The 14734-nt window shown below is 69.9% G+C and carries 13 protein-coding genes and 2 pseudogenes; 7 read left to right on the top strand and 8 right to left on the bottom strand.

Annotated elements, in window-relative coordinates:
- Positions 1-195: 195 nt before the first annotated feature.
- Positions 196-750: an EF-hand domain-containing protein gene (locus ACZ45E_RS26750; protein WP_468224958.1), complete on the top strand. Its 555-nt coding sequence runs from the start codon at positions 196-198 to the stop codon at positions 748-750.
- A 440-nt stretch (positions 751-1190) separates the two neighbouring features.
- On the opposite strand, the gene ACZ45E_RS26745 is transcribed toward ACZ45E_RS26750, so the two are convergent.
- Positions 1191-1751: a hypothetical protein gene (locus ACZ45E_RS26745; RefSeq protein WP_468224956.1), complete on the bottom strand. Its 561-nt coding sequence runs from the start codon at positions 1749-1751 to the stop codon at positions 1191-1193.
- A 365-nt stretch (positions 1752-2116) separates the two neighbouring features.
- Here ACZ45E_RS26745 and ACZ45E_RS26740 point away from each other — a divergent pair, with 365 nt between their 5' ends.
- The 3 genes and pseudogenes from ACZ45E_RS26740 to ACZ45E_RS26730 all read left to right on the top strand — a co-directional run bounded on the left by ACZ45E_RS26740 (position 2117) and on the right by ACZ45E_RS26730 (position 4739).
- Positions 2117-2623, top strand: a complete 507-nt coding sequence (locus ACZ45E_RS26740; protein WP_468224954.1) for a GNAT family N-acetyltransferase — start codon at positions 2117-2119, stop codon at positions 2621-2623.
- A 116-nt stretch (positions 2624-2739) separates the two neighbouring features.
- Positions 2740-3132, top strand: a pseudogene (locus tag ACZ45E_RS26735) (transposase); the annotation flags it as partial.
- A gap of 596 nt (positions 3133-3728) precedes the next feature.
- On the top strand, positions 3729-4739 hold the full coding sequence (locus ACZ45E_RS26730; RefSeq protein ID WP_468224952.1) for a hypothetical protein: 1011 nt from the start codon (positions 3729-3731) through the stop codon (positions 4737-4739).
- A gap of 219 nt (positions 4740-4958) precedes the next feature.
- On the opposite strand, the gene ACZ45E_RS26725 is transcribed toward ACZ45E_RS26730, so the two are convergent.
- From ACZ45E_RS26725 to ACZ45E_RS26715, 3 genes are all read right to left on the bottom strand, one after another.
- Positions 4959-5195, bottom strand: a complete 237-nt coding sequence (locus ACZ45E_RS26725; protein WP_468224950.1) for a helix-turn-helix domain-containing protein — start codon at positions 5193-5195, stop codon at positions 4959-4961.
- Positions 5195-5695, bottom strand: a complete 501-nt coding sequence (locus ACZ45E_RS26720) for a DUF2975 domain-containing protein (RefSeq protein ID WP_468224948.1) — start codon at positions 5693-5695, stop codon at positions 5195-5197. The genes ACZ45E_RS26725 and ACZ45E_RS26720 overlap by 1 nt, the downstream gene beginning before the upstream one ends.
- 297 nt (positions 5696-5992) lie before the next feature.
- Positions 5993-7879, bottom strand: a complete 1887-nt coding sequence (locus ACZ45E_RS26715) for an acyl-CoA dehydrogenase family protein (RefSeq protein WP_468224945.1) — start codon at positions 7877-7879, stop codon at positions 5993-5995.
- Positions 7880-8319: 440 nt separating this feature from the next.
- On the opposite strand from ACZ45E_RS26715, the gene ACZ45E_RS26710 reads away from it, so the two are divergent.
- Positions 8320-8523: a cold-shock protein gene (locus ACZ45E_RS26710; RefSeq protein WP_468224943.1), complete on the top strand. Its 204-nt coding sequence runs from the start codon at positions 8320-8322 to the stop codon at positions 8521-8523.
- Positions 8524-8829: 306 nt separating this feature from the next.
- Here the strand turns inward: ACZ45E_RS26710 and ACZ45E_RS26705 are convergent, their stop codons facing one another.
- On the bottom strand, positions 8830-10668 hold the full coding sequence (locus ACZ45E_RS26705) for a cholesterol oxidase substrate-binding domain-containing protein (protein ID WP_468224942.1): 1839 nt from the start codon (positions 10666-10668) through the stop codon (positions 8830-8832).
- A 161-nt stretch (positions 10669-10829) separates the two neighbouring features.
- Between ACZ45E_RS26705 and ACZ45E_RS26700 the strand changes: the two genes are divergently transcribed.
- The gene (locus tag ACZ45E_RS26700; RefSeq protein WP_468224940.1) at positions 10830-10982 is read left to right on the top strand and encodes a hypothetical protein; all 153 of its coding nucleotides are present in this window, start codon (positions 10830-10832) and stop codon (positions 10980-10982) included.
- A 58-nt stretch (positions 10983-11040) separates the two neighbouring features.
- Here ACZ45E_RS26700 and ACZ45E_RS26695 read toward each other — a convergent pair whose 3' ends face one another.
- On the bottom strand, positions 11041-11778 hold the full coding sequence (locus ACZ45E_RS26695; protein WP_468224938.1) for an SDR family NAD(P)-dependent oxidoreductase: 738 nt from the start codon (positions 11776-11778) through the stop codon (positions 11041-11043).
- Positions 11779-11869: 91 nt separating this feature from the next.
- On the opposite strand from ACZ45E_RS26695, the gene ACZ45E_RS26690 reads away from it, so the two are divergent.
- Positions 11870-12475, top strand: a complete 606-nt coding sequence (locus tag ACZ45E_RS26690) for a TetR/AcrR family transcriptional regulator (protein WP_468224935.1) — start codon at positions 11870-11872, stop codon at positions 12473-12475.
- 356 nt (positions 12476-12831) lie between these two features.
- Here ACZ45E_RS26690 and ACZ45E_RS26685 read toward each other — a convergent pair.
- Both ACZ45E_RS26685 and ACZ45E_RS26680 read right to left on the bottom strand, forming a co-directional pair.
- A pseudogene (locus tag ACZ45E_RS26685) lies at positions 12832-12972 on the bottom strand (pentapeptide repeat-containing protein); the annotation flags it as partial.
- A complete protein-coding gene (locus tag ACZ45E_RS26680) occupies positions 12953-14143 on the bottom strand; it encodes a cytochrome P450 (protein WP_468224932.1) in 1191 nt (396 codons plus the stop codon). The gene ACZ45E_RS26680 and the pseudogene ACZ45E_RS26685, both read right to left, overlap by 20 nt.
- Positions 14144-14734: the final 591 nt, after the last annotated feature.

The following is a 14734-nucleotide window of genomic DNA, read 5'->3' as shown; positions in this document are numbered from 1 at the left end:
TAATTCATACATGTGAGTGAACGTTCCCTTTTCGCCGAGGTTGCCTGGTGAATAATCTCGTTGAGCCGCTGGCCCGTCGCCGTCCAAGGTCATGACACTCCGTCAGCCGGACGGCAGGAGAGCAGCCCGCCCTCGTGTGCCGAACGCCTCAGTACGCGGCCCTCCCGGGGCCATGGAAGAACGGACGCATCACCCATGACCACTGTTGACAGCTCGGTGCTGAGCACCAAGCTCCGCCGGATGTTCGCCTTCCTCGACACCGACCAGGACGGCAGCCTCGTCAGCAACGACCTGACGGTCATCGCCGACCGGTTGTCCGCGGCAGTCCCCACGCGGCCCGAGAAGGTCCAGCGCCTCCGGGACGCCCTCGACATCATCTGGTCCCAGCACTTGCAGCACATGGACTACGACGGCAACGGGAGCATCAACCCGGACGAGTACGAGCGCGGTGTCCGTGAGGCCATCGACAGCGACCCCAGTGCACTGGTCGCCGCGCTGCACAACGTCGTCGCCGCCTGTCTGGACATCTGTGACACCAACCACGACGGCCTGATCGGCCTTGAGGAGTACACCCTGCTCGGCCAGTCCGTCACCGGTGGCAGCACCCAGGACATGGCCGACGCCTTCGCCAAGCTCGACCTCGACGGCAACGGCACCCTCGACGCCGAGGAAATCCGCACCGCCGTCACCGAGTTCTTCACCAGCGAGGACCCCGACGCCCGCGGCAACTGGCTGTACGGCCCGCTGTAGACCATAAGGCCCTGCCGTGCAGCCAGGGGGGCCGCGCAACAGGGCATTGCCATGCCCGGGGCGAGCGGTCACCGTGGGGTCTGTCAAACGAGCGGCTCTTCCAGCCGCCGGCCCCGGGCAGAGCACCCGGCTGGTGAGCAAGCGGAGGAGCCGGAGAACCTCGTCGCGCTGAATACGGCGAGCGAGCGCCGCGGGGGGCACCACCCACCTGATCGGCCTCCTCAAGGAGGCCGAGTTCGCCACCGGCTCCACCGGCGAGTTCACCTCGGTCGCTATCAGGGCGTGCAGAAGAACAACATAAGGGCGCGCGACGCGTTGACCTGGGACGTCAAGTCTCTGCAACCACAGGTTCGTTGTCTGCACGCCCTAAGTGAAGTGCTCCGACCGCATGACAGTTCTGACTGAGCGGCCTACTTGGCCCGTGCGGCCAACTACGGCGCTCAGCCTCCGCCGCGCCCGGTACGACCCAGCACGGCACGGAACCGCTCCCGCCCCGCTGCCACGCTGGCCTCCCAAAGACCTGCGGCGTCGCCGGTCGCCGAGCGGGACTGAAGCCGCTGCTCCTCGGCGCTGAAGTCGGCACCCGCGAGGTTCTGATCCAGCATCCCCATCGCGGTGAGCGCTGCGTGGCCGCAGGACACCGCGTCACGGGCATCCCCGGTGCCGTTGGCCAACAGGGCGTGCCGCAGGACGAGGGCGCCGAAGAAGGCGTAGGTGTCAGCGACGTCGGTGATCCCCTCCTCGCTCGGCTGAAGTTCGGGGAACTGCTCCAGCACGCTTACTCGCTCAGCAGCGTCGGCCAGCGGCTGGCCGGTATGCCAGAGGTCGCGTACGGACCGCACGCAGAAGTCCAGGTCGGCCTCCCGCCCGGCGGCCCCCGCACGCAGGCCTATGAACAGCGGCGCCATGCGCTCGGCGCAGGCCGCGGCGTACAGACGAACCGCCTCGGCGCCGCTGTCGCGCAGTGCCTCCGCGACAGTTCCCTCCACCAGTGTTTGCATACCACCCACTTCTTTCGTCAGTCCGTAGTGGCCGGCTTCGATCGCGCGCTTGCCAGTGTGCGTGCCGACCGTCCAGCCCGGGCATCGTCGCAGGCCACTGCCCTGTGCTGAACGGGCCCCCTCCGCAAAGACATCAATGCAGGCCAGATGAGCGTTTGTCGTGTTACAGGCCACCTAACTAATGCGGTATCAGGCAACGTTCGCCCCGTTGCGACGCGAGAGGGGCGAGCCGTAGGCGGCATCCGGTGTGAGCGCCGCGTGGACTCGTCGGTGCAGGTCCGCGCGGAGCACGCCAAGCCAGTGGACTGCGGTCACGAGATCTTCAACTCGGTAGCACCATCCGGCTGTTCTTGGACAATGCATCCATGCATATTCGAGCCGTGCACCTGGACGAACTGCCTGCCCTCCAGGACATTGAGAGAGCTGCCGGGCAGTGCTTCCGAGATATTGGCATGCCGGAGATTGCCGATGACGAGCCACTCACGCTCGACGAGCTCGCCCGCTACCACCAGGCCGAGCTGGCCTGGGTCGCGGCCGACGACGCCGACACCCCGGTCGCCTACCTGATCGCCGACCGTGTGGAGGGCAATCTCCACGTCGAGCAGGTGTCGGTGCACCCGGACAGCGCGCGCCGCGGCATCGGCCGGTTACTGGTGGACCATCTGGCCGGCCAGGCTACGAGCGAGAGGGCACCCGCGCTGACCCTCACCACGTTCACCGAGGTCCTGTGGAACGCTCCCTACTACGCGCGCTTGGGCTTCCGGCTCCTAGACGACAGCAGGCTCACTCCGGGCCTGCGGGAGATCCGTCGGCGCGAAGCGGCACACGGTCTGGACCGGTGGCCGCGGGCCTGCATGCGCCGGGAACTGTGACATAACGGTGCCGCCACGGTGTGCGGTTGTTGTCCTGGGCCGCGCGCGGCCACCAGGCTGTGCGTATGCCGGAACGAGTACGCGTCCGTGAGATCGATGGCGACGAGGGCGGGCGGCAAGGCGTCTCCTTTCAACGCCTGAAGACCTGGAGGACCTCCCGCGATCCGGATTACGCGGCCGAGAAGGACCGCGTAGAACGCCTCTACGCGATCGCCGACGGCGAGGTCATAGCCGAGGCAGACGAACCCGAAGTCATCTTCTGCATGGACGAGTTCGGCCCGCTCAACCTGCCGCCGCACCCTGGCAGGCAGTGGGCCGAGCACGGAGGGACACACAAGGACCCTGCCCGTGAACCCCGCCGCCGGAGGCGGGCGACCTACAACCGCTACGGCGGAGTACGCCACCTCTTCGCAGCCCTGGACCTGACTCGTGACCGGCTCGACGGACACATCAAGCCGGTGAAGAGGCGCACCCAGTTCCTGGAGTTCTGCCGCTACCTGCGCAGCCTCAAGAGCCAGTTGCTCTCGGGCTGCTGCGCGGGCGATGGACGCCTGCCAGACGGCGATCAGGGCCGCGATGACGGCAATGATGACCGCCCACTGGTCGACGGTGAGGTCTTTGATGTGCTCCCTACCCGGAAGCTACCGACTGGGTCCGACACTCGGGCCCGGGCAGGCGCATGCCGGTGGTACCCGACGCTGCATCGGCCGCCACTCCATCGGCCAGGTGTGACCGTCCCGTTCGTTGCCCCACTCCCCCACCGTCACCGGCCTGTGCTGACGGGGCGCCTCTCTTCCGGCCCGAACGCTCCCACGCCGTCGGTGCCGTGCACGCTTGGGTTGCTCTGACCTGTCTCGTGTGCTGCGCCCGTGGGGAAAGAGTGGGATGCCGATCTATTACGCCGCGGAGCGCTGTTCCTGCGGGGGAGCCGGGCTGCTGCGCTGCGGCGGCGGCATGGCCGAGCCGGTATCCGGGCGAGAGGATGCCGCTCGGGCCGGCCTCGCAAAGTCATGTCATCAGCACCTCAACTCGCGCCGCAGAGAGGGGTGTTACAAATGTGACGGGGGTTCCCAGTGGGGGTGCCACATTGATCATGGGGGTATTCGTGCCGATACGCGCAGGATGGCGCCGCGCTCTGGTGGGCGCGCTGGCGGGCATGACGGTCGTTCTCGGCTCCACCGCCTGCGGGGTCGCCGGTGCGCCTGCCACGGCTGCCGCACCGGGCACGGGCACAGGGGCGGCCGCGCCGCGGGCCCAGGGCGCGGCGTCGGCGGCTGTCACCCGGTGGACGCAGACCAGCGAGGCGGGCGACAGCGTAGGCCAGGGAACGCCTCTGAACTTCACACCCGGGACAGCGGATTTCACCGTCTCCGGTACCGCCGAGCACGTACGGATCGATGTCCGGCCCAGCGACGTTTCGTACTGGAGCCTGGAGTTCGCCGCGCCGCGGGGGCAGAAGCTCGCTGCGGGTGTCTACAAGAATGCCGAGGGGGCGGTGACCCGCACCGGCCATGCCCCGGGGATCACCGTCACCGGTGAGGGGCGCGGCTGCCAGGACGCCTACGGCCAGTTCACGGTCAATCAGATCGAGACGGACACCTCCGGCGCGGTCACCGTCCTCGACGTCGCCTATGTCCAGCGCTGCGACAGCCCGACCGCGCCCGCGCTCCGGGGCTCCCTCAAGTACCAGGTCCTGCCGCTGAGTTACGCCTACACCGCTGAGCCGGGCTCCACCTTCGCGCAGCACGCGATCGCCGCGTCCAGCACGCACACCGGAGGCAGCAGCACGTTCACGCTCACCCCCTCAGGTGACAGCATCCAGTATGTGGCCTCGGGCAAGCGTGAGTACTGGGAGATGTCGCTGACCCCGCCCACGGGACAGCGGTTCGAGACGGGACGGACCTACCCGATCGCGTTTGCCAGCGATGAAGACGTCGCGGGCGTCGTCATCAACGTATCCGCTTACGGCTGCGTCAGGACTGTCACCGGTGACCTGGCCTTCACCAAGCTGACGCGGGACGACGACGGTGCGATCAAGACGTTCGCCGCCACCTTCACCCTGCGCTGTGACGGCACCGACCCGGCGCTGCACGGCACGATCCACCACTACGCCTAGGGTCTGCCCGACGCGTCGTGGCGGGGCACGCGGTGGCCGGTTCGGTCGATCGTTGTAGCTGGAACCCAACTGAAGACATATGCCCTCCGGGCGCAGCCGGGTGGGCATCAGCCAGTAGCGAGACCGACGGTCAGCTGCCGGCGATCGTCCCGTGCGGGTTTCAGCGCGCACCCCTCTTTAGGCGTCGTGAGCCGGTGCGTGAACGGGCGGGTGTGCTGGTCAGCGGGTGGGCACGGGGCCGGGGTGGTGGTCGGCGGCTTCGAAGCGCAGGAGGTCGCCTGGCTGACAGTCCAGCGCCTCACACAGTGCGGCCAGCGTGGCGAAGCGTACGGCCTTGGCCCTCCCGTTCTTCAACACCGCCAGGTTGGCCGGGGTGATCCCGATCCGTTCGGCGAGTTCTCCGACCGACATCTTGCGCCGGGCCAGCATCACGTCGATGTCGACGGCGATCGGCATCAGATCACCCCGGCCAGCTCGGCCTGCATCCGACAGGCTTCGGCGTCCCGCGCAACGGCCTGGACGAGCAGCATGCGCAGGACGAGCACGATCAGGGCGACAGCGAGGACTGCCAGGCCGGCGGCTCCGATCAGCAGGACGATGCCGGGAGCGACGGCCTCGCCCGGTGCCAGGGCCGTGCCGAGGGACCACAGCAACAGCGCGGCCGCCAGGAAGGCGCCCGCCACCACGTCCACGTACCGGAACGCACGAGCGGTGAACACCGCCTGGCGACGTACCAGCGTCAGCAGCCGCCACACACACGCCAGCACGGTCTCGGCACACACGATCTCCAGCACGACGATCACCGCGACCGGCACCCGGGGGAACTCCCCCTCACCGCTGCCGGCTTCGGGCATGCCGCGTACCAGCAGCACCACCAGCAACCCCTGAAGGAACACACAGCCCGCCAGCAATGCCGCGATCACAGCACGCAGGACCAGGACAGCCCGGTTTCCCATCTTGACCCCTCCAGCTCTCTATCGACCTACGATCATAATCTATCGTTCTTCGATAGACGGCGCTACGGGCGGAGCGAGGAGCTCGCGGCGGAGGGTGCCTACGGCGCTTTCCAGATCGAGTTCGCCGTGGGCGCCCGAGGTGGGCCGAGCACGATCTCCATGTCGCCGACCTCGGCAACAGGGTCAGGGGCATCGGTGTACTTGCTGTCCCGGTCCCGCCGGGTTCGGCCAGGAACGCCCCGCCGGCGTTCAGGTCGGCAGCCCAGGTCATCTGACAGTCCTCGGTCAGTACCAGGTTCAGGGGGCGGTAAGCATCGGCAGGGACGACAGGTGCTCCTGCGGGATGTCGAAGGCTTCGGTCAGCGCCGGCAGATGCGGGGCAAGCCGGTCGATCAGGCTGCGCACGGCCCTGGGGAACTCGCGGGCCTGGTCTGGGGTGAGGGCCTCGTCGGCCAGGAGCAGGCCGGCTTTGGAGTCCACCTGCCCCAGCAGGAACAGGGCGCACAGGTCGTCCATGACCGCGCGTACGGAGGGGTTGGCGACCCGCGCGCAGGCTGAGGCGAAGGCATCGGCGGCAAGGCCGACCGCGTACACCTCTACCAGGGCGAGCGCGGCAGCGGATGCGTTGTTCCAGCGCCCGAGCGCGTCACCCGCCGCACTGCTGCGCAGGTCATGCCGGGCGGCGGTGTGCCAGTGGCGTTCGGCTGCGGTGAGGGCACGGCGCAGGAGGGCGGGGTCGGCCGGATCCTCCTGGCCGGTGGCCTTGGGCGGCTGCAAAGCGAGTGCATGCCCGAAGATCATCTCGGCCCCCGCTTTGCACCAGATGGCCAGGTTGTCGCCTTCGGCGGTGATAGCCCCGTCGGCGTTAGCGGTGAACTCCGCCAGCCCGTTCTCCGGGAACAGGGCCCGGGCCCCGCAGCGCTCCCGGCTCTCGATTGTGATGTCCCGGGCCTGCCAGGTGATCCAGCCCTTGGCGACCGCCACCAGACGTTCGGTTTCCGCCCGGTCGTCGGGGCCGTGGGTCATCCATCGCTCAGTGACAGCCCGGTGGAGGAAGGTCATGGCGTAGGCCGTGGCCACATGGGTGAGCAGACGGGCGTGGTGGCTTCGGTGGGCGGCAATCGGGACGCGCTGTCCTGCCACGGGGCTGGAGATGTGCCGGGTAAAGGCGTATTGGACGGCGATCGCCAGGGCTGCCCGGCAGCCGCCGAGTGTGCTCGCGCTCATGCACAGCTTCCCCACCGTCACCCGGCCGATGGAGTGCAGGAATCGTTTGCGGGGGCTGCCCACGGCGCTGGTGAAGGTGCCGTCCGGCAGAAGTCGCCCGTGCTCGCCTTGGAGAAGTGCGGTCCGGGGTAGGCGCACGTGGTCGAAGCTGGTGATGCAGTGGTCGACCGGGCTTCCGACGCGCTCCGGGAGCGGCACCACGGTGACGCCCGGCCGGGGCCCCTGGTGGTCGCTCAGCGGGGTAAGGAAGAGGAAGACGCCCGCGTCCTGGTCGTCGAGCAGCAGCCGGGCCGCCACCACTGCGGTCTTCGGTCCGCCCGCCGCACTGGTGTTGGGCATGTACTTCTGCGCGCCCTCGTTCGGGGTGTGCAGCACGAATTCGTCGCGCTCACGGTCGTAGCGGGCGACGGTCTCCAGAGCGGCGGCGTCGTTGCCGTGCGCTCGCTCGGTGCACAGGAAGGTGCCGATGCGGTCCAGTTGGGTGTACTCGCCCAGATCACGGGGCGTGATGCGGTCATCGAGGAGGCTGCCGAGGAAGAGGTTGAAATGGATACCGGCGACTGTCGCGGTCGCGCCGTCCACGACCGAAGTCCATTCGTGCACAGCGGCCAGAGCGCGCGGATCCCCGGCCAAATCCGCGGCGTCGAGCACCTCATCGTGCAAGGCCCGCAGGCGGTCGTAAGCAAGGCGCCACCTCTCTTCGGCGCAGATGTCCCCGGGGTGGCGGAACAGTTCGGACGAGATGACCTTGCGCCAGCGGCCGTGCAGATCCGCACCCCCGGGCCCGTCACAGAAGAGAACATCAGTCAGCCCAGCACTCTCGAACGAGGAGCCGGCCACGGAAGACGCGTAGATCAACATGCCCGGACCAACGAGACAACGCGCCACACGGAAACCCCTGCCACCTACGCCCGCTGCGAATCTCACACACGCCGACATCGGCGCCGCCGTCACCATCAGACACCGCGCCCTGGCCGCTGAGGGAAAGGCGGACAGGTGAGTATCGGCCAGCGGCCGGCCCAAGAGGCCAGGAACCGGCAGCCGGCCGCTCGGTGAGGACGTCCTCTCGTGGCCGCGGCGCCGTCCGGGTACGAGCAGTTGGTGGGCGCCGACGCCCTCGCCTTTCCGGCCAGGACGGCGAGCGGGCCGCCGGCTGCGACGTCAAGCCGGGTAGTACCGCCCTTCGTGCGGTCGCAGCGACGGGAAATCGTCCCTGTCCGTACCTTCGTCAGCGCTGGGCCGTGTTAGCGTCCACCTCAGCAGTCATGGTTCCGAAGTACCGCCCGTGAACCTCACGTTCGCGGGCAGCTTGCTGTTCAGCGTCTCTGAGGACCAGGACGACCACCTCCGGCTCCCGCACAGTGCGGAAGCCGTCTTCGAGTCCCCTTGGAGGACATATGGCCACCGGAACCGTCAAGTGGTTCAACGCGGAAAAGGGCTTCGGCTTCATCGAGCAGGAGGGTGGCGGCCCGGACGTCTTCGCCCACTACTCGAACATCAGCGCCTCCGGCTTCCGTGAGCTCCAGGAAGGCCAGAAGGTGAACTTCGACGTCACCCAGGGCCAAAAGGGCCCCCAGGCGGAGAACATCACCCCCGCCTGACCAGTCCCACACGTGACGCCCGCCTCGGATGACCGGGGCGGGCGTCGCGCGTGACTGCGGCGGCTGGACGTCTGCCCACCGCCACCGCCACCGCCACCGCCACCGCCACCGCCACCGCCAGCAACCTTCCTCCGCTACGCGGCGAAGCCGACGTTCAAGACGTATCCATGGGCCGACGTCTGGTTGTGCGATATCACGGCTGATGTCGGCTCGGACTGCGGCGGCCAGGACCCTGCGGGCGCCGGCCCGCTCGTCATCGACCTCGACGTCACCCGCCCTGCGGGGCCCCAGCAGCGCGCTCGCGGATCAGCGCAGCAGGGTGTCGAGGAAGGGGGTGGACACCACGTGGTGGGGGTCGAGCCGCTCCAGGACCGCGACGGCCTCGTCCCAGCCTGGGCCTCCCCCGGCGCGCAGACTGGCGGGGACGGTGCGGGCGAGGACGTCCGGGTCCGACCACGCGGCGGTGTCGGTGTAGGCCCAGCCCTTGGACCACTCCGCCCGGACCGTCGCCCTGTCCCCGTCCAGGGCGAAGAGGAACCGCTCGATCTCCCGGTAGAAGCGGTGCAGGGCGGGTGTGGTCGGCAGGGAGAGGATGTCGATCCATACGGCGGTGTCGGCGTCCGGCCGGTCGGGGCGCGGTCGCAGGGCGGACAGCAGGGGTGGCCGCGCGCCGGGCACGCCGCACACGGACGGGTCCTCCAGAGCGGTCACGCGGATCTCGACCTGGCCGTTGACCGGGTACTCGCCGCGCGCCGCGTACTCGGCGAGCAGGGTGCGGTAGAAGTCGGCGAACCGGCTGACCACCCATTGCAGATCGGCGCGGCGCACGAGGACGGCATAGCCGTTGGCCGTCTCGCGCAGCGTGCTGGGCCGTACGTACTCCAGCAGGTTGCGGGAGGCGCCCCACAGGTCCGACCGCAGCCCGCCCGCCAGCAGATGAGTGAGGACGTCACCGGTCAGCACGTCCCGCACCAGGCCGCCGGAGAGCAGGACGTCGGTGATGTCGCCGGTCAGCGCCACCTTGGCCAGCAGGTACTGCACCTGGCCGAAGAGCGGCGCGCTCGCCCAGGCCCCCGAGACCAGGGATCCGGCAAGCCGGGCCACCGGCTCGGGGAGGGAGTCGGAGAACGGGTAGTTGTACGGCTCGTCGACCGCGCGGGAACCCAGCGGCCGGCGTGGAGTGACGCTCCAGACCTTCAGCCAGGGCTTGTCGGTGAAGGCGAACCAGATCGCCTCCACCCGGCCGCTCCGGTCGGCGAATTGGGCCAGGGTCCGCTTCCCGGACGCGGTCCCGGGGGCGGCGAACAGTTCGGCGGCCGGGATGTCCAGGAACGACTGGCAGCGCAGGTTCTGGTCGGCGCCCACGCGCAGGACGGCCTCGACGACGAGCGATCGGCCGAGGTGGGTGAGGAGCGCGTCGCAGTCGGGTTCGGCCCGGCCGACGGTCCGCAGGACGTAGCGGCCGGCGCCCTCGTCCCAGGTGACCGCGGTCAGTTCGGTGACCAGGTTGCTCAGCGAGCCATAGCCGTGGCCGGGCGGCGGGCTCTCACCGACGGCGGGAACGGCCGTACCGTGCGCGCCGATGGCGAGCGCGCCACCGACCGACAGCTGCCCGGGTGCCGGCGCGGCGGTGACACCGTGACCGGCGGCGCCGGCGAACGCGAGCAGGTCCTCCAGGGTGGCCCCGGTCTGCGCCCGGACCTCGGCCGAGCCGTCGGCGGCCCGCCGCTCCAGCGACATGGCGGTGAGGTGAGCGGTGGTGTCCAGCAGGACGACCTGGGACGCGGCGGGTGTGCCGTCGGCCACCGTGAGCGGGGCCCAGCCGTGCCGCTTGCCTTGCGCACGGACCGCCCAGCCCGCGCCGTACGCCCAGTTGACGACGTCAAGCACGTCCTGGGGGTGACGAGGCGCGCACGTCCACAGCTGGTCGGTGCGGATCTCCCCGGCCCAGTTCTCGTAGACGCGCCGGTAGATGTCGGGCCCGGCCGGGAAACCCGGCGGCGCCGGGGGTGCGTCGGCGGCGTACGCGCCGTCCGGCCGGACCAGGCCGCGCAGCAGCCACACCGCGCCGCCCGCGACGGCCGACGACGCGAGCAGTTCGCGCCGCGACAGCCCACCGCCGTGAACCGAAGAATCGCCCGCCATTCCTGAGACCTCCCCCTGTCCCACCGGTCTCAGCCGTACCGGACCGGTCGAGTGCTCACGCTACCCGGCAACACGCCCTCGGCGCCCAGGCTTCGACGGTTCCACAACGAGGGGCTGCCGCCTCCCCGCGAGGGCGGCGGTCACCGGCGCCGCGTGCCCGCGTGGTCACCGGCAACGGCGCGAACCACCACGCCGGAGTCGTCATGCGCTCCCTGATCTCGTGGGCCTCCCGCCACCAGCGGACCAAGCCCCGCATGCCCCGGCGCGACGGCAAGGACGAGCGCTGCCGGCTCATCCTCGCCGGAACTCCTTGAGGCCGGGCAGCGGACTTCCGACGCAGAGAGGCCCCACTTCCCCCGCCCAGCAGATCCCTCAGGCCCGGGTGTAGCCGCCGTCGGCGAAGAGTTCGGCGCCGGTGACGAACGACGAGGCGTCCGAAGCCAGGAAGAGGGCGGCCTCGGCGATTTCCTCGGCGTCGGCCAGCCGCCCCAGCGGCACGACGGCCTCGGCGAACTGGTCGGCGCCTGGCCCCGCGACACCCAGCAGGCCAGGGGTCCGCGTGGGTCCCGGGCTGAGCGCGTTGACCCGGAAGCGGCGCTGCCGTGACTGCCGAGCCCAGTTGTGCACGAGGTTACTCAGCGCCGCCTTCGATGCGCTGTAGACCTCGAGCTGCTCATGGGGACGCACACTGTTGCTCGAGCCGACGACCAGGACGGAGGCGTTCTCCGCCAGCAGCGGAAGCGCCTTCTGGACGGTGAACAGCGTGCCCTTGATGTTGACGGCGAGTGTCAGGTCGACGTTCGCCTCGGTGTGGGCGCCGAGCGCGGCGTCCGCGACGATGCCCGCGTTGGCCACCAGCACGTCGATGCGTCCGGCCGCCTCGCCGACTCGCGCGTAGAGCGCGTCCAGGTCGGCCAGGACCGAGACGTCGGACCGCACGCCGGTGGCCGCAGGGCCCAGCTCCTTGACTGCCGCCTCGAGGCGGTCGATATCCCGGCCGGTCACGAAGACCCGTGCGCCCTCCCGGACGAAGCGGTGGGCGATGGCCAGCCCGATCCCGCTGGTCCCTCCGGTGATCACGGCCACCTTCTCCCGCAGCACTCCTGGCATGTCGAATCTCCTTCGGTCGAAGTTATGGAATGGATCGTCCACAACGTAGGCGGTAATGGACGATCGAGTCAAGAATGGATAGGCTGAGAACATGCCGAGACCACGCGCATTCGACGAACGCCAAGTCCTGGAGCGGGCCCGGGAACAGTTCTGGGCGACCGGTTATGCGGGAACCCGGATGGACGACATCGCCCGGACGACCGGCCTGGGCAAGGGCAGCCTGTACGGCGCGTTCGGCGACAAGGGCGCGCTGTTCCACCGTGTGTTCGACGACTGGTGCACCGCGGTCCTTCAGGTCGCCGAGCATCGGCTGACGGGTGGCCCGGACGCAGAGGCCTTGGCCCGGCTGTCGGACTACGTCCACCTGATGGCGGAGAACGCTGCCGCCGACACCGAGCGCCGCGGGTGCCTGCTGGCCAAGGGCGTGGCAGAGCTGGCCCAGCACGATCCGACGGTCGCCGGACGGTCGGCCGAGACCATGTCGGCACTGCTGACCCTGCTGCGGACCGAGATCAGTGCCGCCCAGCGCCACGGCGACATCGACAGCGCTGCGGATCCGGGGCGGTTGGCGGCACTGTTGCTGACGGTGGTCCGCGGTGTCGAGGCGGTCGGCAAGGCCGGTCTGGACCCGGAGACGCTGCGGAACATCGCAGACACCGCGCTGGCCGTCCTGCCTGTGCCCGCGTCCAAGGGATAGCCACCGCCGACCTGCTCGCTGCCCCCGACCCGGCATTGCGAGTCTGCGCCCACTCCGTCCGGCAACTGCCGATCGGTCACGCGCTCCGGCTGTCCTCCTCGACGCCCTGCGGGACCGCGAACGACGGACGGCTGGTTCCCCTTCACCGTGCTGCGGTCCGCGCTCGCCCGGGGCGCAACCTTCGAGGAGGTGGCACCGGTGGCGGTCCCCATCGTGACCGCGGGCGGCGCGTCGGTCACCGACCACGAACGCGGGCCGATCCGGCCGACGGACCCGAATCTCGGTGCCGTCGATGATGCGCACATGCCGTACGCGCCGAGGTGGTCGACGACCCTCGGGCGGAGAGTGAAGGTCACCCGGGTCAGGTTCGCCCCGGTGAAATCCGCCTCGGTGAGATCCGTGCCGACGGGGCGGGATCCGTTGAGGTCCGCGGCGACGAGGTGGGCTTCCCCTCTCGCCGGTGCCGGCGGTGCGGTGTCATTCCGGGTCGACGGCAACGTGCAGGCCGCGGATCGCGTAGCCCCCTATCTCGTCCTGGAACGTGACGCGGGGCGGGGTGAGCATCCGGACGCCCTTGAGGGCGAAGAGGCGGTTGAGGAAGACGTTGGCCTCCATCATCGCGATGTCGGCGCCGGGGCAGCGGTGCGGCCCGTCGCCGAACGACAGGGCGGCCGCATAGCGGCCCGTGGTCGGCCGGCCGGGGCGGACCGTTGCCGGGGCGGCGCCCACGGCGTTGGGGTCGGTGTTGGCCTCGTCCACGAAGAGGTCGACGCGTGCGCCCGCGGGCACGGTGACCGGGCCGTCAGCGCCGGGCACGTCGAGGGCACCGGTGGTGCGCCGGGCCAGCCGGGCGACCGCGGGTTCCAGGCGCAGTAGTTCGTGGATCACCGCGAGGCGTTCGGTCTCGTTCCCGGCCATGTAGCGCTCGCGCAGGGCCGCGTCCGTGAACAGGTGCCATGCGGCCACGCAGAGGAACTCGCGGGTAGTGACCATTGCGGCGGCGGCGTAGGTGAGGCACTCGCCGAGGATCTCGGCGTCCGAGCAGCCCTCGGCGATGAGGTGGGAGATCAGGTTGTCGGCGGGCTGTGCGCGGTGGGCGCGGACGGCAGGGCGGACGTCGGCAAGGTAGATCCGCAGCCAGTTGGTGTTCTGGCGGACCAGCCAGTAGATCCCGTGCGGGCTGGTCAGGCCGGGCCTGCCGAACTTCTCGGGGAAGAAGCGTTCCAGGCGGCGCTGGATACCGGGTCTGCTGTGGGTCAGTCCGATCACTGCGCACGCCACGTCGATGGCGACGCCGAAGGTGAGGTCCTCCAGCCGGGCCTCGCCGTCGGTCCGCAGAGTGTCCAGATGCTTGCGCGTCACGCGTTCGGTGAGTTCGCGATAGTGCTCCTCGACGCGGCGGGGGGTGAAGTAGCGGGCGGTCTGGCGGCGGTGCTCCCGGTGTTCGGGCCCGTCGCGGTAGAGCACGGGCCGCCGTATCCGGGCCGGCATCTTCTCTACGGTCTCGATCCCCAGGCCCGCCTGGACGGTGTCGGTGCTGCGCAGCACGGCGCGCGCCGCCGCGTAACCGCGCACCTGCCAGGTGCCGTCGCCACCGCGGCCGACCGGACAGCCGGGGCCGGTCGGATCCCTGCGGATCTTCCGTACATCGTCGCTCCGGTCGTCCATCGGACGCGGCCCCCGTCCTCGTGACGCCGCCCCGGGAGAGGCCGCTGTCAGGTGTGCCGCCAGCGTTCAGCATGTACGCACCCGCCGCCAGCCCCCCGACCGCCCGGAAGCCAGGGGGCCGTGGAAATTGCTGGCGATGCCGCAGGAGCCGCAGAAGGCTGACGTGCAGCCGTCCAGGTACACCGGCGCCGCGCCCGGTGATAACGAGGAGGAAACCCGTCTGCTGCTCCGTTTTGCGGCTCCGCGTGATCCGGCGATGGTCGCGAACTCGGTCGACCGACGGAGCCGGCGCTCTCCGACCACAGCTCCAGGCGCTGGGGCTGACCCTGCTGGCGGACCGAGCGGTAGGCGCCCCACCGTCAGCGCGGCCGGCGATGTCCGGCGACGGATGAGCAGGGGCCGCGTCGACCTGCCGGAGGCGTCGACAGATCATCGGGCCGCGCGGCGCCCGGCATTCGACAAGGGAATCGCCATGGCATCTTCCCCGGGTGGGTGAATCCGTCCGCCGCCGCGGCGGTACGGTGTACGCCAGTCGATCGCGTGTTCCATGGTCGCTGACCTACAAGGGGGTTTCATGAAGCACCGCCGCCC

This window comes from Streptomyces sp. NPDC030991, from assembly GCF_055571235.1.
Note: the sequence above shows the minus strand (reverse complement) of the source record. Positions and strands in the feature narration are given on the sequence as shown.